Origin of the sequence: Lactococcus hircilactis, assembly GCF_009601015.1 — a bacterium.
Taxonomy (GTDB): Bacteria; Bacillota; Bacilli; order Lactobacillales; family Streptococcaceae; genus Lactococcus; species Lactococcus hircilactis.
On record NZ_WITJ01000005.1, the window covers coordinates 39,395 to 55,859 of the forward strand.

The following is a 16,465-nucleotide window of genomic DNA, read 5'->3' on the forward strand; positions in this document are numbered from 1 at the left end:
TCTCTTTTCTAAGAATTTAATAAGAAAAAGCACCTACAATGTGCAACAAAAACACACATTGTAGGCGCCATCAGTTGACTTTTGTCAGCGGTTTTGGGTGTGCACCATACCCATTTCTTTTTCCTATATTTTACCACTTCTTTTTCAAGATTACAATTTTTGAGTGATCTTATTCGCGCAATCCACGTTCTTTTTGTAAATTTTTTAGTTTCTTTGGTGTAATGTCTTTTCCATTATCATCCACAAGTTTTATATTTTCGACTTGAGAGCGGAAATTTGATTTTACTGAATCAATATATGCGCGCCGTAAAACAGCTTGTTCTTCTTGTTCTTGCGCTGTGAGTCCACCATTTTTTTTCTTGCGTGCTAGTGCGTTGATTCGTTCAATTTGTTCGTTTGAAATACCCAAATGTGTGACGCTCCTTTCCTTTAGTTTCTGTCAGTACTGACAGTTTTATTTCGTGATAATTTTGCTAAAATCTCCCAAAACTCGGGTCAATTTGACGGTTTCTGTCAGTACTGACAGACGATTATAGCGCAGTGTTTCATCCTCAGTCATGACCATTACATTTTCAAAGTAAGCTGAAATTGCTGGAGAAATTTTGTGGACGATGCTCTTGAATTTGAGTTCGGTAGGTAAGACATTCCAGTCTTTTTTAAGCGCTGTAATCGTATCATAAAGTCCATTTTCAGCTTCATTTTCAAAAAGATCTAGTCTGATCTCAACAAGATGATCTGCTTTTTTCGAGAGGTTAATCACACGTGCAACATTTTCAACGGTAGATTTAAATGGACTGTGTGTTTGGTGTTTTTCAATGACGCGAGCCGCTTGCATCAACGCAGTCAAGTCAAATGGGACAGCCTCAATCGCTGCATCCACAATATCATAACGCAGGCCTTCATCAAGCAAAAGTTTCTGAGCACGTGCTTTGACAAAATCCAAAATTTCAAGATGATTTTCACCTTCAAATTGGTCGATAAATAAAGAGAGATCGAAATGCCAATTCATTTTTTCAATAATCCGAATCAAGCCTTGTACTGCTCGACGTAGGGCATAAGGATCATTTGAACCAGAAGGAATTAAGCCAACATTAAAGAAAGAGAGGACTGAATCAATCTTGTCAGCAGCTGCAAGTACAGCACCAACTTTTGTTTCAGGCAATGCTCCGTCAGCTGAGGTTGGCATGTAATGTTCACGAATTGCTGCGGCAACATTTGCATTTTCCCCAGCTAAAAGCGCATATTTTTCACCCATCACGCCTTGTAATTCATCAAATTCTCCAACCATTCCTGTCAAAAGGTCAAATTTATAAATTTCTGCACTACGGGCAACATCTCTTTTTTCTTCAGCTGTCAAATCAGCAATTTCAGCAAGTTTAGCGGCGATTTCTTTTGTTCGTGCCATGTGTTCAGTAATTGAACCAATTTTAGCATGGAAAGTTACTTTAGCAAGTTTAGCGACCAAATCTTCAATTTTGAGTTTTTGATCTTCTTCCCAGAAAAATTTTGCATCTTCAAGACGTGCCACCAAGACTTTTTCATTTCCAAGCACGACATTTTCAATATGTTCAGCGTTCCCATTACGGACAGAAATAAAGTTTGGCGCGAGTTGACCTTCTTGGTTATAAACTTCAAAATAACGTTGATTATCGCGCATGGATGTCACTAAAACTTCAGAAGGAACAGCTAAATATTTTTCATCAAAAGAGCCTACAAACGCTGTTGGATATTCAACAATATTATTGACTTCTTCTAGTAAATCTTTATGAAGCGTTACTTGCCAATTGTTTTCAGATGCGAGAGCCAAAATTTGAGCAGAGATTTCTGCTTTACGATGTTCAGCATCAACTAAAACAAAGTTTTCTAGCATTTTTTTAGCATAATCATTGGCATTTTTGAGTTCAACCTCAACATTTGCCAAGAAACGATGGCCTCGTGAAAAACGATTTGCTGTTACATCTAATAAATCAAAAGCAACCACTTTATCTTCTAAAAGTGATACGATCCATTGAATCGGACGAACAAAGAGAAAATCATTATTTCCCCATTTCATATAAGTTGAGAAAGTCATTTTTGAGATGACTTCATCGCCAACTTTAGAAAGAATTTCTTCTGCTTTGACTCCGTCAATATGTTTTTTCACATAGTAATAATCACCGTTAAGGATTAAATCATCTGGAGTCGCTCCTTGCCCACGTGAAAATCCTTGAATCGCTTTTGACCAATTTCCTTTTGCATCTTTAGCAATTTTAGCTGACGGTCCTTTAACTTCTTCATCAATCGCTTCTGATGCTTCTGCCAGACCTTCAACAAAGATTGCTAAGCGACGTGGCGTTGAAAATTTAATCAATTTCTCAAATGCTAAGCGATTTTCCTTAAGGAATGTTTCCACTCGCTCAGCAAGCTGATTGATACTTGGAGTTACCAAATGTGCTGGAATTTCTTCCAGACCAATTTCTAATAAATAATTTGCCATAATTAACCTTTCAATTTTAACTCATATATCCGAGAATTTCGGTCTGGAAATGGATAATCCACCGTCAATTCCTCTTTTTTTATTTGCACAAAACCTTTTTTCTCATAAAATCCATGACTGCGATGCTCGCCTTCTGGTGTGTCAAGAACGATCGTCACAAACCCTTTTTCTTTTGCAAAATCAATGAACTGCTGATAAAGCTGTGCGCCCAAATGTTCAGGCGCTCCACGAAATTCAGGATAAGTAAAGAATTTTTTCAGCACAGCCGTTGTCGTGTCGACTGGAAGCAATGCAATCGATCCAACAACTTTATCCTCCTCAAAAGCTAGCCAAAACTCGCCACCTTTTGCTTGATAATAAGCTGGAATTTGAAACATATCATCTTGCTCTGCAAATTTAATGGATAAATCTGCTTCAATATTTTGGCAAAAATTGACCAAATCAACCAACTGCGCCAAATGATGCGGATTTTCCTTGTAAGATTTAATTTTCATATTTCCACCATTGATTTTTTTCTTTTATTGTCCGAACAAAACCGACTTTTTCAAGCACACGCTCTGATTTCAGATTTCCATCTTCTGTGTCAGCACTGACAGCTTTCACATCATTTTGTGTCAAAGCCCACTCACATAATGCGCACACCGCCTCAGTCATATAGCCAGAACCTTCAAATGGTGTGGCTAAACCATAACCAATCTCCACTTCTCCCGCTTCATTTGGCAGTGTTTTGAAATCCGCCGAACCAATCACAGTACGTGTGTCGCGCAAAATAATCAGCCAAAAATCCGAAAAATGCGCTGTGGGAAATTTTGAGACTCTATTTATCTGCTGCTTCACGATTTCCCGAATAAAGCCTGTCATCGCTTCACCCTGATAAGAAACAGCGAGTTTTTGCTCTAACTCATCCAAATGATCCAGCCAAAGCTTTTCTTCTTGACTATTGAGCTGACGCAAAATCAAGCGCTTTGTTTCAATTTTCATTTTTTTACTTAATATTCCTTTTTAAATTCAATTCCTAACTCATTTCCAAGCGAAATTAATTTATCAAAATCCGACAACGCAACAATAAATAGATGATAAGAATCACTGTCTGTATCCCAATAAATAAGCAAAAATCCTTTATTTTTTAGAAAATTAGAAATCTCGTAAAGTGCATTTTGAGTGTTTTTTTGATCAAAATGTTCATTTTTAAAATCAACAGAATATCCTTTATTTTTGGTCACGAACTCGAGACTTTTAAGTATCTCATCCGTTTCTTCTTTCCAGTCAATATAAGCACCAAATTGTTGACTATTTCCCAGCTCATATCCTGTCAATAAATAAGCCGCAATAATCTTGGTATCTTCAAAAACTGAAAAATCTGTTTCATAAAGCCAGTCAGCAAACTTTTCTTCAAATTCTTCTGGTTTTTCAACTAAAAGTTTGATTGTTGCTACGGCTTGTTCATTATCATTCGCTAAAAGCGCTGCAAGCTCAACTAAATGTAATCTCTCATTTTCTGACATCATCTCTTTTTCCTCTATTCATAATTCCCATTCAAATAGGCTTTTATTCCTTTTTCAGGACTTACAAAATGAATTTGAAAATTTTCTTTAAGTAGCTTGAAAAATTCTGGATAAAATTTTTCTTTGACGGGCAAAAATTCTAAGTCAACTTCTTTCTTTGTCAATATTTCTTCAAAATCTCTGTTTACCCAACGGCAACTATCTGCGCTTGTATTTAAGATTAAGGTCAAAATTTCAGTATTTCCCGATTTATGACGATGCTTTTGTGTCAGATAACTCACACGAGAAAGTGGAATTTCATAACGCATATTTTCATGTCCATCTGGAAAAATGTAAATGACATCATTCTTAATTTCAAAGGCTTTTTGTTTGCGACTTCTCAGCTTTTGTATAAATCCAGCGAGCAAAAGTAGGATACCAACAAAAAGACTGATCAATGCCACTATAAAACTAAACATCCATAAAAACGGAATAATAATGAGCGCAATGAGACCAAATGTCATCGCAATCGAACCTTGCGCATTTCCTCTGATAATGAGATGCTTTCCTTCAAGCGTCATCCCTGTCATCTTTTTTCTTCCGCTTTTTCACTATATTTCCCATTTATTCCAAGATATTTCTCGCGCAATGCTTCATCTTTCAACAATGGAAAACCAAGTTTTGCACGTTCTTCGATGAATGTTTTTGCGACTTTACGCGCCATGGTGCGCACGCGGTGCATATAGCCTGCGCGCTCAGTGACAGAAACTGCGCCACGCGCATCAAGCAAGTTAAAGGTATGTGAAGATTTCAAAATATAATCATAAGCGGGGTGAACCAACCCTTTATCAAGTAAATCAAGCGCTTCTTGTTCATATTCGCCAAAAAGTTTAAGTAAAAGTTCTTGATTGGATGCTTCAAAAGCAAATTTAGAATGTTCGTATTCAGGTTCTTTGAAAATATCCCCATAAGCAACGCCATTTCCCCATTCAAGATCATAAACAGAATCCACTTCTTGAATTACTGTTGCAATACGCTCTAAACCATAAGTGATTTCAGAAGTCACTGAATCCACTTCGATTCCTCCGACTTGTTGGAAATAAGTAAATTGAGTACATTCTTGTCCATCAATCCAAACTTCCCAACCAATACCAGCACAGCCCATTGAAGGATTTTCCCAATTATCTTCAACAAAACGAATGTCATGCTCAAGTGCATCAATGCCAAGCGCAGTCAAACTTTGAAGATAAAGTTCTTGGATATTTTTTGGAGAAGGTTTCAAAACGACTTGAAACTGATGATGTTGGAACAAGCGGTTTGGATTTTCTCCGTAACGGCCGTCAGCTGGACGACGTGAAGGTTGTACATAAGCGGCTCCCCAGGGTTCAGGACCATTTGAACGCAAAAACGTATATGGACTCATCGTCCCAGCGCCCACTTCGTTATCATAAGCTTGCATCAAATTTGCGCCTTGTTTAGACCAAAAGTCTTGAAGAGTCAAGATGATGTCTTGAAATGCTAGTTTTTTGTTTTCTGCCATTATTTCTCCTTTTTTATCAGAAAATCTGATTGACAACGATAAAACCACCCATGAGCGCCTGTAAGATTTTTCACTTACAAAGGGCGCAAATGCGCGGTTCCACCTTTATTTTTTACTTTTTATATCCCAATTGATTGTAAAGACCATTCATCACTGAGCTTTCACCGTCCTCAATTCGCTTTATGATTATTATAATCTTTTTTATTTCGTTTTGCAAGAGCTGTCTTTTAATGCGAGCGATTATATAGCACACTTGATACAAATGAGAGTAAAATCAAAACGCCTCCTAAAACGCCTGTGACGACATCATTGATTTCAAATCGAATACTAAGTAAAAGTAACACTGCAAGTGACAAAATTGCCCAGTGCGCTCCGTGTTCGATATAAATCAAATCATTGAGTGTTCCTTTTTTAACGAAAAATACTGTCAGTGACCGTACAAACATGGCACCAACCAATCCTAAACCAAGCATGATGATGATTGGGTCTGCCGTAATCGCAAATGCACCAATCACGCCATCAAAACTAAACGAGGCATCAATCACTTCTAAGTAGAGAAAAAGGACAAAAGCAGCTTTTCCAGAGACTTTTGTGAGCGAATTTTGCGCCTGATTTGTCCCTGTCCCTTTTTGTACTTCAGCTAAAGTATTGTGTTGACTCATTAATTTTCCTAAGCCATCCACGATCAAAAAAGTGATGATTCCTAAAACTCCTGAAAATAAGACCGTATGCGCATTTTTAGCTAAAAACTCAGAGGTCAAAACTAATACAATCAACGAAATCAATGCTGAGGCTAAAGGCAAACGACCGAGAGAATAGAGCATTTTTTCGGGAAATTTTAACCAATGATACTCCAAATCTTCAAAAAAGAAGGAGAGCGCAAGCATCAGCAAAAAAAGACCTCCAAAAGCTGCGATTGATGGATGCGCTGCATGTAAAATATAGCCATAAGTCCCTGGAATATCAGGATTTCCTTTTTCAAGTGCGAGATGAAGTGCACTCATTGGACTCGTCTGGGCAGAAATGGACACTACAATTAGCGGAAAAATAAAACGCATGCCGACAACAGCAATCAAAATCCCTACTGTTAAAAATATTTCTTGCCACGCTTTACTCATTTTTTCTAAAATTCGAGCATTGACAATCGCATTATCAAATGATAATGAAATTTCCAAAATCGCTAAAATTGCCGTCACGAAAACAGCGTTAAATCCGCCATAGAAAAAGGCAAAGCCAAGTGCTAAAACGGTAACAATAATTGATCCATAAAAATTTTTCAAAATCTTAAACTTTCTTTTTAAATGATGCGACAACCGTGATCAGTCGTCTCTTTCATCATAGCATAACTGAGTGCAAATAACGATGATGTTGTTTATTCTATCCTCTAAAGCGGTGCTGACGGGTCAAAATCAACTTCAACTCGGTGTTTTATTCCGGTCGTAATCTTGATTTTTCCAGCAAATTTTTCTGTCAGTACTGACAAAAAAGACGTTTGAGCGGATTCATCAATAAAAATCTCGACGGTGACCACTGACGAAAAATCACTTTTCACAATCGGAATTTTTTCCACTTGTAAAAGGTGTTGAAGGCGATCAAATTGGGCATATTCAAGCTCCAAATGAAGCGCAATTTGTTCCACTAAAACAACACGTCCGACGGTTTTGATTGCCTCATTGACACTTCCTGCATAGGCACGAATCAATCCGCCACTTCCAAGCTTTATCCCTCCAAAATAACGCGTCACGACAGCACAGACATTTGTGATGCCATATTTTTTAAGCATTTCGAGCATCGGAACTCCTGCCGTTCCTGAGGGCTCTCCACCATCACTGCTGCGCTGAATTTCTTGATGCTCTCCTAGCGTGTATGCTGTACAGTGATGATTGGCCAGACGATGTTCCTTTTTTACAGCAGCAATAAACGCGCGCGCATCTTCTTGACTAGTGACACGCTTGAGCTGACAAATAAACCGTGATTTTTTAATTTCCACTTCATACGACACATCATCTTTGATTGTAATGACCATTTTTTCTCCTTTTCTCATGAGATAAAAAAAGCGCCAAAAGGCACTTGAAAACTGGGATAGTAGGATTCGAACCTACGCGTGAAGGAATCAGAAACCTTTGCCTTACCGCTTGGCTATATCCCAATTGAACTTCTCCATTATATCACTTTTGAGGTAACTTTTACAAAAATTTTTTATGAATCTGTGACATTTTTTTAATTTTTTCGTATAAAAGAGTATGGAAAATCTTGAAAATTATTACGGACGTCTACTCCTCAAAGTGGATGTCGAAAATCAAAAGATACTCAGAAAACTAACACGCTATCCTGGAATGACTGAACTTTCATCACAAAAAATCAAATGCAATCGCTGTCACACTGAACACGAAAAATCTGAGGTTTCACTTGAGCTTTCAGAAACCTTTTATTGTCCCAGTTGCATCCAACTTGGTCGTGTCCGCTCTGATGAATGGCTCTATCATTTGCCTCAAAAGCATTTTTTGGGTCACGACTATCTTTGCTGGACTGGTCATCTCACTGATGCACAAGAAAAAATCTCACGCGAGCTTAACCTCCAACTCACTCATACTTCGCGCGTGATGATACTGGCTGTGACTGGTGCAGGAAAAACAGAGATGATTTATGCTGCACTCAACGCCGCCCTAAAATCAGGAAAAGTGGTTGCACTTGCGAGTCCGCGCATTGATGTCTGTATCGAGCTTCATAAGCGGCTCAGTCGGGATTTTTCTTGCACGATTCCTTTATTATTCGGCGGTGGAGCTCCTTATTTTCGTGCGCCATTAGTCATCACAACAACCATGCAACTCTTGAGATTTAAATCTGCGTTTGATTTTCTTGTGATTGATGAAGTGGATGCTTTTCCATTTTCTGAAAATCCTCAATTATATTTCGCTGCTGAAAATGCCTGTCAAAAAGAGGCGAAAATTCTTTATTTAACAGCCACATCAAGCCCGATGCTTGAAAGGCAAGTGAAAAAAAAGCAGCTTGTAAAACTAGAACTTGCAAAACGATTTCATGAAAATCCACTGGTTGTTCCAAAAACTTTTTGGCATCATCAGTGGTTAAAAAAAATACAGCAGCAAAGAAAAACAGGATTCCCTCTTCTCATCTTTGCTCCAAAAATTGATTCTGGTCGTCAGTGGACAAAGCAACTTCAAGAAAAATTTCCTTTAGAAAAAATTGAATTTGTTGCATCCACCAGTGAAAATCGACATGATCTCATTTCTCAATTTCATCTCGGACGTATTGATATTCTTGTCAGTACAACAATTTTGGAGCGGGGAGTGACATTTCCAAAAGTCGATGTCTTTGTTTTAAATACATCACATCCTAATTTCACGACTTCATCACTCATTCAAATGGCGGGGCGTGTCGGGCGAAGTCCTGAGCGTCCTTATGGATTAGTCTATTTTTTTCACGACGGAAAATCAGACGCAATGATTGCTGCCATCAAAGAAATCAAGCGTCAAAATCAATTAGGAAGTAAACAATGATCTGTTTATTATGTGCACAATCAATTCCAATAACTTATAAATTTCAAGATCTTTTCTTATTTCAGACTCCTGAAATTCAACTTTGTTCTTCTTGTCACGCTCAATTTGAGCACATTTCACATTCCCATTGTCCGCGGTGTTTCAAATCAGGAAGTAATGGCATTTGCATGGACTGTCAAAACTGGGAATCCAAAGGTGTTATCGTCTCTCATCATGCGTTTTATTGTTATAATGATGCGATGAAATCATATTTTAGTCAGTACAAATTTCAAGGAGATTATCGACTTAGAAAAGTTTTTCGCAACGTCTTTAAAAAACTTCCCAAAAATTTCGTTTATGTCCCAATTCCTGTCTCAATCGAGCGATTAAAAGAACGCGGATTTAATCAAGTGACTGGCTTTTTGTCTGAAATCGCTTATCAAGAGGTGTTGGAAAAAGAAGAAACCACACAACAATCCTCACTTTCAAGAGCGCTGCGCTTAAAAAGTGAGAATCCTTTTCGGATTAAAAAAGAGGCACATTTGCCTCAAAAAATCTGTCTCATTGATGATATTTATACAACAGGAGCGACGTTGAATCATGCTGTTAAACTCTTAAAAGACGCTGGAGTTTCTGAGGTTAGGACTTGTTCGCTTTGTCGATGAAATTCCTTTGATCCTGCCATTGTTCAATTGTAAGGTGATTAAAACGGGACTGCCATTTTTTGACTTTAGTTTCATAAAGCTCTTTTGAATTATCTGGATGATAAATCGGACGAATCAAGCGATGTTCGATATCATCTAATCCAAATGGCGCAAAAAGTGTGATTTGTTTAGCGCTTTTTGTAATTCCAATGGCATGAACTGTTGCAATAAAACGCTCAATCGCATTTTCTGTGGACTGATATGGTGCAATTTTTCGTCCTTTCCAGACGTGCATGTACGCTTCATTGTGGACGTCAAAAGTAAGGTTAAACTCTTGTGACAGTACGTTTTCTATTTTTTTATCTTGGATGAGCGACGATGCTAATGCAAGTGTTGGATCATGATAAACTAAATCTATGTCATGTAAACCGCTCATTAAGGGCAGCTCTTCTTGATCATTCCACAAGGTTTGAAAGACACATCCAGCGACCAAATACCAGTTGGTAAGTTGAAGTTTTTCAGCGCTATCAAGAATTTTCATCAATCGATCATTCTTTTTTAAAATCTGAATCGCGTCATTTTCGTCCATCACTTCTCTCCTTTTTCTGTCAGTACTGACAGAATCCATTTTTTAAGTTTCTATGGGATTATCCAAAAATAAATGCCCAAATTTTGGGTAAAAAGATAAAACATCCGACCACAAGCGCAAAACATGAAATCACAAGTACTGCACCTGCTGCCATGTCTTTAGAGCGTTTCGCGCGCATGTGAAACTGATAATCTGCAGCTAAGTCAACCACATTTTCAATGGATGAATTAAAAAGTTCTGCTGTGATGACCAAAAAACAAGAGAGGAGTAAAAAGAGCCAATCTGTCTTTGAGATTTGAAAAATCAGACCGCAAAAAATCGCGAGAAAAGTAGAAAAAAAGTGTTTTCTCATATTTCGTTCTTGTTTTAGCGCTGTCCAAATTCCTGTCACAGCAAAATCAAAACTTGCGATAAAAGACGTATTTTTCCAACGGTCGCGCTCTTTTTTACTGGGTGTATTGCCGTCTTTAAAATCCGTTTTATCATAAACTCTGATGTCTTTGTCTTTATCTTGTGAGTCCATAAGCCGTCAAAATTTCCTCTTGCAGCGAAAACATCTCTGCCTCTTCTTTTGGTGTATAATGATCGTATCCATTAATGTGTAAAAAACCGTGCACACACAGCCAACCGTATTCACGCTCAATGGAGTGGCCGTATTCTTTTGCTTGCTCTTTTGCTTTATCAATCGAAATATATAATTCTCCAATAAATGGATCCAGCTCTTCTAATAATTCTTTTGGAAGTTCCATTTCTTCGTCAAAAAAGAATTCTTCATCATCAGGTTTATACTCAAGTGAAATAACATCTGTTGGACGATCGGTTTTACGATAAGCTAAATTGAGTTCATGCGAGCGTTGATTATCAACAAAAGTCACTGCCATTTCTTTTTTTTCAGGTAATTTCATATAATCTGCAGCAAACATAAGCAATTTTTTGGATTGATCCATAATCCCATCAGGAAGTTGTCCTGTTTCATCTGTCATTTCAATATACATTTTTATTCCTTTTTGACTTATTTGTTAAGTGTTCTTTTACAAAATTTATAATTGGCTCTTTCGTGGGTAAATTAATGTTTTCAGGTAATTCATCCCAGTAAAACCACTGACAATCACTGACTTCTGATGATTCAAGTTGAATGGCGCCAGAAAAATCAGAACAGGTAAAAACCGTATCAACAATATGAACCTCATCGCCATTTGGATATTTGAAATGTTGATCTGCTCCTGAGGCAACCGTGTAAAGGTTCATTTTCTGTGCGTGAAGTCCTACTTCTTCAAATAACTCACGTTGAGCCGCTTGTTTTGCAGTTTCTCCTGGTTCAATGGATCCACCGTGATAGCACCAACTCCCATTATCTTTGCGCTTTTGAAGTAAAATCCCCTTGTTTTCATCATAGATGATCACACTTGCACAAGCCACAACAAGCGGCACATGACCAATTTTTTGACGCAATGCCATGATGTATCCTTCTGCCATGATTTTTCACTCCTTTTATTTCAATCTTTTTCAAAAAATCAGCTTTTTTTGACACAACACTTTTTGTCAGTACTGACAGCATTTATTTTATTCATAAGCTTTGATAATTTCGGCAACAACGGGGTGTCTGACCACATCTTTTGCCGTGAAATAGACAAAATCAATCGCATGAACATGGCCCAATTTATCCTTTGCATCGACTAATCCAGATTTAACGCGACTTGGAAGGTCAATTTGTGAGACATCACCATTAACAATCATTTTTGAATTAAATCCAAGACGCGTCAAAAACATTTTCATTTGCATGCTTGTTGTGTTTTGTGCTTCATCCAAAATGACAAAGGCATCATCAAGCGTTCGCCCACGCATATAAGCAAGTGGTGCGATTTCAATAATTCCACGCTCCATCATGCGCTCGGTTGCTGTTTTTCCTAAAATCGTAAATAAAGCATCATAGACAGGACGCAAATAGGGATCCACTTTTTCTTGCAAGTCTCCCGGTAAAAATCCTAAACTCTCACCAGCTTCTACCGCTGGACGCGTCAAAATAATGCGCTTCACAACGCCATTTCTTAGCGCCTGAACAGCCATGACAACAGCCAAAAACGTTTTTCCTGTCCCTGCTGGTCCGATTCCAAAAACAATATCATGTGTTTTGACGCTATCAACATAAATTTTTTGCACCAAATTTTTCAAACGAATGGATTTTCCTGCTGCATCTTTGGTCAATTCAACCTCATAAAGCGCTGTAAAATTTTCAATATCGTCTTGAAGAACCATTTTTGAAGCAATTAAAACATCTGAGGTCTGAAGTGTCATGCCTCTTAATACCAGAACTTGGAGCGCAAGAAGTGCTTTTTTCGCACGTTTTGCACTGGTTTCATCGTCTGATAAAATCTGCACCATTTCCCCGCGATAATTAATTTCAACCCCAAGTTGATTTTCGAGCAAAAGTAAAAATTTATCTTGTGTCCCAAATAAAAGAACGGCGTCTTCGGGATTTTCTAATTTAAAATCTACTGAATTTTTTGACAAAAAGGACATCTCCATTTAATGTTTTTCTTATATTATAGCATAAGTCCACGATCAGTGGTGATAATATCTACATTTCGTTTTTTGTCAGTACTGACAAGATTAAATTTTAAAAGAAAAACGCTCCAAAGCTGAGCTGTGAACCGTTTCTTTTTTTGTCAGTACTGACAAAAATCAAAAATCATCTAATTGACGCTTAGTATAACACGCGCAGGCAGAAAATCCTTTTTGTTGTATTAATTCAAAAGCAGAATCCAAAGCTTTTTCGTCACGCTTTGCGATGTGACTATCTGTACCTAACGTCACTAATCTCCCTCCAAACGCACGATATTGATCCAATAAATAGCCATAAAAATCAAGTGTCCTAGGATCATTGAAAAGTCTCGTGTTCACTTCTAAGGCTTTGTTTTTTTGCACGAGCACTTTCAAAATTTCATCCAGTGTACTTTGTAATGAACTTGGAAGATCAACGAAATTATTGTCATAAGTCGCATAACGAACAATATAATCCAAGTGTCCCAAACTTTCAAAGCAATCGAACATTTTGACACATTTTAGTGCTTCGTCAAAGTATATTTGATAAGCTTCGAGCTTTGTTTTATGATCAAAAAATGATGTCGTTTCAAAAAATTCTTCGTGATTAATGACATGAATTGAGCCAATCACAAAATCAAACGGAGCTTGTTCAACAAACGCAGCAATGGCGGAGCGATAATTAAGATCCAATCCAATTTCAAGTCCCCATTTTATTTTAATTTTTTTGCCATATTGCGCTTGTAACGTTTTAATTTTCGTGTAATAAGCATCCACATCTAAATCAAAAGCAAGTCCAGGATAATCAAAATCACGATGTTCAGTAAAACAAATCTCATCAAATCCAAGTTTTATCGCAGTTTCAATGTGGTTTTCGGGTTGTTCTTCACTATCTGCAGAAAAATAAGTGTGCATGTGATAATCGACTTTTTTCATCACATCTCCCCTCGTGTATGAAATTCTTTTTTATTGCCTGAAATTTGATGCCGTGCTTTTAATTTTGCTTCAATTTCATCTAAACTCACACCATAAATCGACATCAGAACAAAAAGATGATAAAGCAAGTCATCAATTTCTCCAATCAAATCTTCTTTACTTGGATTTTTACTTGCAATAATGACTTCACTCGCTTCTTCTCCCACTTTTTTAAGGACTTTATCAATTCCCTCATTGAGTAAATAATTTGTGTAGGATTTTTCCACTGGATTTTTTTTGCGTGTTTCAATCAAATCCTCTAAATCACGGAAAATATCTCTACTATCGAAAGCTTTAAGCGTGTTAAAAAAGCAAGAAGGTGCTCCTGTATGACACGCCACACCAATTTGCTCTACAAAAACGAGCAAACTATCCGCATCACAATCTAAATACATGCCTTTTATTTTTTGAAAATGTCCAGAAGTTTCTCCTTTGTGCCAAAGTTCCTGTCTTGAACGCGAGTAGAACCATGTTTCATTGGTTTTAAGCATTTTTTCGTATGCTTCTTCATTCGCATACGCAAGCATCAGGACCGCATTTGTTTTTTCATCTTGTACGATTACTGGAATCAATGCTTGTTTTTGAAAATCAGGTTTCATTCTTTTCTCCTATTTCTCTAGTCAAACGCATTTTGAGCTTGGATTTTTGACATTCTTTTTTGACATCAGCTACTGTCGCACGATGAGAGTGAAACAAACTCGCAACAAGCGCCGCATCGCTTTTTGTCTCTTGAAAAACGGTGATGATATCTTTTATCTCACCACAGCCGCCACTCGCAATCACAGGTAAATTTACTGCTGCTGTCACTGCATTGAGCATCTCAAGATCATATCCTTTTTGTGTGCCATCTCGATCCATTGATGTCAGCAAAATTTCGCCCGCACCTAAGCGTTCACAGGTTTTTGCCCACTGAACTAAATCTAATCCTGTATTTTCCCGTCCTCCCTTGACATAAACATCGAATCCCGATTGATCTGCGCGTTTTTTTGCATCAATCGCGACAACAACACACTGAACACCAAATTCGTGTGCTGCTTTTTGGATCAGCTCAGGATGAGCAATTGCAGCAGAATTTATGGAAACTTTATCTGCTCCTTTTGATAAAATCAACCGAAAATCATCTAAACTTTGAATTCCACCACCCACCGTTAAAGGAATCGATAATTCACGCGCTGCTAATTCGATGATTTGACTCATGATTGCTCGATTTTCAAAAGATGCTGTAATGTCGAGAAAAACAATTTCATCGGCATCTTCTTGTTCATATTTTTTTGCTAAAGCAACGGGATCTCCGACTTCTTTTAAGCCTTCAAAATTCACTCCTTTGACCACTTTTCCATTTTTAATGTCCAAACAAGGAATAATTCTTTTGGTTAACATCTTAAAAAGGCCTCCTTTAAATCAATTTTTCCTTCATAATATGCTTTGCCAACGATGACTCCTTCATATTTTCTGAGTGCCGCTTCATCTAAATCTGCTTGATCTTTAATCCCTCCTGAGACAATGATTTTTAGTGCAGTATGTGCTTTGATTTGATCGTACCACTCAAAATTTGGTCCCAAAAATGTTCCATCTTTGGATACGTCAGTGATGACAACAGTGGTCAGCCCCCTTTTTTCAAGATCAGACAAAAATTCAAGATAAGGATGTGAGCTCGTATCAAGCCAGCCTTTTGTAGCAATATTCCCCTCTTTAATATCTACACCAACGACGATTTTTTCTGGACCAAAACGCACAAGCGCAGCGTCTAAAAAATCAGGATCAACGACTGCAGCCGTTCCTAAAATCACACGATCAACACCGAGTTGATTCAGATAATAATCAATGGTTTCAAGCGTACGAATGCCACCACCAACTTGAATTTTAAGGTGCGTGAGCGTTTTTATCTTTTTTATAACACTGTCATTACTGACAATTCCTGTTTTTGCACCATCAAGATCTACCAGATGTAAAAAACTAGCTCCCAATTGCTCAAACGTAACAGCGAGTGTTTCTGGATGCTCACTGTAAACTGTTTTTTGTTTGTAATCTCCTTTATAAAGTCGAACAGCTTGTCCATTTTTAAGATCAATTGCTGGAATAATGAGCATGTTATACCTCCACTTTTTCTTCAATCATTGCTTTAAACGCTTGTAAAATCAACTGTCCGATGCGCGAAGATTTTTCAGGATGAAACTGACATCCAAGCACCCTTTGATGAGACACGATTGCTGGAATCCGTGCTTGTCCATAATCTGTCACAGCGATGATATTTTCATCTTTGCAGTTTGCTTGATAAGAATGGACAAAGTACACCTCATCGTTTTCTACTAAATTTTTGACCAACGGATGTTTTTGTTGCAAAATATGCAGTTGATTCCATCCCATGTGAGGTAATTTTTCATCTGTGACGATGGGCTCAACAGTTCCTTTAATCAAACCTAATCCCAATGTTTCTCCGTTTTCGTATCCTTTTTCAAATAAAATCTGCATGCCAAGACAAATCCCAAGCAATAATACACCAGCTTTTACACGCGCGCGAATCAAATCAATCAAATCATAACGCGCCAAATTTTCCATCGCAACAGAAAAACTTCCCACACCAGGCAAAATCAGTGCATCCGCTTTTTCAATGATCTCTTTATTTCTTGAAATCACACAAGGAAGACCAATTTTTTCAAATCCACTCTGTACTGATTGAAGATTTCCTAAATTATAATCAATAATAACAAGCATTGTC

At 37.6% G+C, this 16,465-nt stretch carries 21 protein-coding genes, 1 tRNA gene and 1 riboswitch; of the genes, 2 read left to right on the top strand and 20 right to left on the bottom strand.

All coding sequences use genetic code 11. The features are described from left to right. Positions 1-54: 54 nt before the first annotated feature. Positions 55-121: riboswitch (Fluoride riboswitch) on the bottom strand. Between the two features lie 48 nt (positions 122-169). From GHI93_RS04280 to GHI93_RS04325, 10 genes are all read right to left on the bottom strand, one after another. Beyond that, positions 170-409, bottom strand: a complete 240-nt coding sequence (locus GHI93_RS04280) for a DUF896 domain-containing protein (protein WP_153495839.1) — start codon at positions 407-409, stop codon at positions 170-172. Between the two features lie 45 nt (positions 410-454). Further along, on the bottom strand, positions 455-2,476 hold the full coding sequence (glyS, locus tag GHI93_RS04285) for a glycine--tRNA ligase subunit beta (protein ID WP_153495840.1): 2,022 nt from the start codon (positions 2,474-2,476) through the stop codon (positions 455-457). Between the two features lie 2 nt (positions 2,477-2,478). Then, a complete protein-coding gene (locus GHI93_RS04290; RefSeq protein ID WP_153495841.1) occupies positions 2,479-2,970 on the bottom strand; it encodes a GNAT family N-acetyltransferase in 492 nt (163 codons plus the stop codon). Beyond that, positions 2,960-3,457, bottom strand: coding sequence for a GNAT family N-acetyltransferase (locus tag GHI93_RS04295; protein ID WP_153495842.1), 498 nt, complete (start codon positions 3,455-3,457; stop codon positions 2,960-2,962). The genes GHI93_RS04290 and GHI93_RS04295 overlap by 11 nt, the downstream gene beginning before the upstream one ends. Positions 3,458-3,465: 8 nt before the next feature. Continuing rightward, positions 3,466-3,984, bottom strand: coding sequence for a DUF6630 family protein (locus tag GHI93_RS04300; protein WP_153495843.1), 519 nt, complete (start codon positions 3,982-3,984; stop codon positions 3,466-3,468). A gap of 11 nt (positions 3,985-3,995) precedes the next feature. Further along, entirely contained in the window at positions 3,996-4,550 is a 555-nt protein-coding gene (locus tag GHI93_RS04305; protein ID WP_153495844.1) for a hypothetical protein, read from the bottom strand. Continuing rightward, positions 4,547-5,500, bottom strand: a complete 954-nt coding sequence (gene glyQ / locus GHI93_RS04310) for a glycine--tRNA ligase subunit alpha (RefSeq protein ID WP_153495845.1) — start codon at positions 5,498-5,500, stop codon at positions 4,547-4,549. The genes GHI93_RS04305 and glyQ overlap by 4 nt, the downstream gene beginning before the upstream one ends. 227 nt (positions 5,501-5,727) lie before the next feature. Next, complete coding sequence (locus GHI93_RS04315; RefSeq protein WP_153495846.1) at positions 5,728-6,780, bottom strand: DUF475 domain-containing protein; 1,053 nt, start codon at positions 6,778-6,780, stop codon at positions 5,728-5,730. Between the two features lie 104 nt (positions 6,781-6,884). Beyond that, positions 6,885-7,526, bottom strand: a complete 642-nt coding sequence (locus GHI93_RS04320) for a YigZ family protein (protein ID WP_153495847.1) — start codon at positions 7,524-7,526, stop codon at positions 6,885-6,887. A 51-nt stretch (positions 7,527-7,577) separates the two neighbouring features. Then, positions 7,578-7,649 (bottom strand) — tRNA-Gln (locus GHI93_RS04325). A 94-nt stretch (positions 7,650-7,743) separates the two neighbouring features. Here GHI93_RS04325 and GHI93_RS04330 point away from each other — a divergent pair. Beyond that, positions 7,744-9,018 (top strand): ATP-dependent helicase ComFA, encoded by a 1,275-nt coding sequence (locus GHI93_RS04330; RefSeq protein ID WP_153495848.1) that lies wholly within the window; start codon positions 7,744-7,746, stop codon positions 9,016-9,018. A 167-nt stretch (positions 9,019-9,185) separates the two neighbouring features. Further along, positions 9,186-9,662, top strand: coding sequence for a ComF family protein (locus GHI93_RS04335; protein WP_246177020.1), 477 nt, complete (start codon positions 9,186-9,188; stop codon positions 9,660-9,662). On the opposite strand, the gene GHI93_RS04340 is transcribed toward GHI93_RS04335, so the two are convergent. The 10 genes from GHI93_RS04340 to hisH all read right to left on the bottom strand — a co-directional run bounded on the left by GHI93_RS04340 (position 9,637) and on the right by hisH (position 16,461). After that, a complete protein-coding gene (locus GHI93_RS04340; RefSeq protein WP_153495850.1) occupies positions 9,637-10,230 on the bottom strand; it encodes a nucleotidyltransferase family protein in 594 nt (197 codons plus the stop codon). The two genes, GHI93_RS04335 and GHI93_RS04340, sit on opposite strands and share 26 nt — an antisense overlap. 58 nt (positions 10,231-10,288) lie before the next feature. Then, positions 10,289-10,753 (bottom strand): diacylglycerol kinase family protein, encoded by a 465-nt coding sequence (locus tag GHI93_RS04345; RefSeq protein WP_153495851.1) that lies wholly within the window; start codon positions 10,751-10,753, stop codon positions 10,289-10,291. Then, entirely contained in the window at positions 10,737-11,225 is a 489-nt protein-coding gene (gene ybeY / locus GHI93_RS04350) for an rRNA maturation RNase YbeY (protein WP_153495852.1), read from the bottom strand. Before ybeY ends, GHI93_RS04345 begins: the two co-directional genes overlap by 17 nt. Further along, positions 11,215-11,706 carry an NUDIX hydrolase gene (locus GHI93_RS04355; RefSeq protein WP_153495853.1) on the bottom strand — a complete coding sequence of 164 codons (492 nt, stop codon included), beginning with the start codon at positions 11,704-11,706 and terminating at the stop codon, positions 11,215-11,217. Before GHI93_RS04355 ends, ybeY begins: the two co-directional genes overlap by 11 nt. 87 nt (positions 11,707-11,793) lie before the next feature. Next, complete coding sequence (locus GHI93_RS04360) at positions 11,794-12,756, bottom strand: PhoH family protein (RefSeq protein ID WP_153495854.1); 963 nt, start codon at positions 12,754-12,756, stop codon at positions 11,794-11,796. Between the two features lie 156 nt (positions 12,757-12,912). After that, positions 12,913-13,707 (bottom strand): histidinol-phosphatase HisJ family protein, encoded by a 795-nt coding sequence (locus GHI93_RS04365; RefSeq protein ID WP_153495855.1) that lies wholly within the window; start codon positions 13,705-13,707, stop codon positions 12,913-12,915. Further along, on the bottom strand, positions 13,707-14,345 hold the full coding sequence (gene hisIE, locus GHI93_RS04370) for a bifunctional phosphoribosyl-AMP cyclohydrolase/phosphoribosyl-ATP diphosphatase HisIE (RefSeq protein WP_153495856.1): 639 nt from the start codon (positions 14,343-14,345) through the stop codon (positions 13,707-13,709). The genes GHI93_RS04365 and hisIE overlap by 1 nt, the downstream gene beginning before the upstream one ends. Beyond that, complete coding sequence (gene hisF, locus GHI93_RS04375; protein WP_153495857.1) at positions 14,335-15,126, bottom strand: imidazole glycerol phosphate synthase subunit HisF; 792 nt, start codon at positions 15,124-15,126, stop codon at positions 14,335-14,337. Before hisF ends, hisIE begins: the two co-directional genes overlap by 11 nt. Continuing rightward, positions 15,120-15,836, bottom strand: a complete 717-nt coding sequence (gene hisA, locus GHI93_RS04380) for a 1-(5-phosphoribosyl)-5-[(5-phosphoribosylamino)methylideneamino]imidazole-4-carboxamide isomerase (protein ID WP_153495858.1) — start codon at positions 15,834-15,836, stop codon at positions 15,120-15,122. Before hisA ends, hisF begins: the two co-directional genes overlap by 7 nt. Position 15,837: 1 nt before the next feature. Then, complete coding sequence (gene hisH / locus GHI93_RS04385; protein ID WP_153495859.1) at positions 15,838-16,461, bottom strand: imidazole glycerol phosphate synthase subunit HisH; 624 nt, start codon at positions 16,459-16,461, stop codon at positions 15,838-15,840. Positions 16,462-16,465: the final 4 nt, after the last annotated feature.

What these genes read in the sequence shown, in the direction of transcription:
- glyQ (WP_153495845.1), bottom strand. Translation starts at nt 5,500, where the DNA reads ATGGCAGAAAACAAAAAACTAGCATTTCAAGACATCATCTTGACTCTT.
- GHI93_RS04335 (WP_246177020.1), top strand. Translation starts at nt 9,186, where the DNA reads ATGGACTGTCAAAACTGGGAATCCAAAGGTGTTATCGTCTCTCATCAT.
- GHI93_RS04330 (WP_153495848.1), top strand. Translation starts at nt 7,744, where the DNA reads ATGGAAAATCTTGAAAATTATTACGGACGTCTACTCCTCAAAGTGGAT.
- glyS (WP_153495840.1), bottom strand. Translation starts at nt 2,476, where the DNA reads ATGGCAAATTATTTATTAGAAATTGGTCTGGAAGAAATTCCAGCACAT.
- ybeY (WP_153495852.1), bottom strand. Translation starts at nt 11,225, where the DNA reads ATGTATATTGAAATGACAGATGAAACAGGACAACTTCCTGATGGGATT.
- GHI93_RS04340 (WP_153495850.1), bottom strand. Translation starts at nt 10,230, where the DNA reads ATGGACGAAAATGACGCGATTCAGATTTTAAAAAAGAATGATCGATTG.
- GHI93_RS04305 (WP_153495844.1), bottom strand. Translation starts at nt 4,550, where the DNA reads ATGACAGGGATGACGCTTGAAGGAAAGCATCTCATTATCAGAGGAAAT.
- GHI93_RS04300 (WP_153495843.1), bottom strand. Translation starts at nt 3,984, where the DNA reads ATGATGTCAGAAAATGAGAGATTACATTTAGTTGAGCTTGCAGCGCTT.
- GHI93_RS04345 (WP_153495851.1), bottom strand. Translation starts at nt 10,753, where the DNA reads ATGGACTCACAAGATAAAGACAAAGACATCAGAGTTTATGATAAAACG.
- hisH (WP_153495859.1), bottom strand. Translation starts at nt 16,461, where the DNA reads ATGCTTGTTATTATTGATTATAATTTAGGAAATCTTCAATCAGTACAG.
- GHI93_RS04355 (WP_153495853.1), bottom strand. Translation starts at nt 11,706, where the DNA reads ATGGCAGAAGGATACATCATGGCATTGCGTCAAAAAATTGGTCATGTG.
- GHI93_RS04295 (WP_153495842.1), bottom strand. Translation starts at nt 3,457, where the DNA reads ATGAAAATTGAAACAAAGCGCTTGATTTTGCGTCAGCTCAATAGTCAA.
- GHI93_RS04320 (WP_153495847.1), bottom strand. Translation starts at nt 7,526, where the DNA reads ATGGTCATTACAATCAAAGATGATGTGTCGTATGAAGTGGAAATTAAA.
- GHI93_RS04360 (WP_153495854.1), bottom strand. Translation starts at nt 12,756, where the DNA reads ATGGAGATGTCCTTTTTGTCAAAAAATTCAGTAGATTTTAAATTAGAA.
- hisF (WP_153495857.1), bottom strand. Translation starts at nt 15,126, where the DNA reads ATGTTAACCAAAAGAATTATTCCTTGTTTGGACATTAAAAATGGAAAA.
- hisIE (WP_153495856.1), bottom strand. Translation starts at nt 14,345, where the DNA reads ATGAAACCTGATTTTCAAAAACAAGCATTGATTCCAGTAATCGTACAA.
- hisA (WP_153495858.1), bottom strand. Translation starts at nt 15,836, where the DNA reads ATGCTCATTATTCCAGCAATTGATCTTAAAAATGGACAAGCTGTTCGA.
- GHI93_RS04365 (WP_153495855.1), bottom strand. Translation starts at nt 13,707, where the DNA reads ATGAAAAAAGTCGATTATCACATGCACACTTATTTTTCTGCAGATAGT.
- GHI93_RS04290 (WP_153495841.1), bottom strand. Translation starts at nt 2,970, where the DNA reads ATGAAAATTAAATCTTACAAGGAAAATCCGCATCATTTGGCGCAGTTG.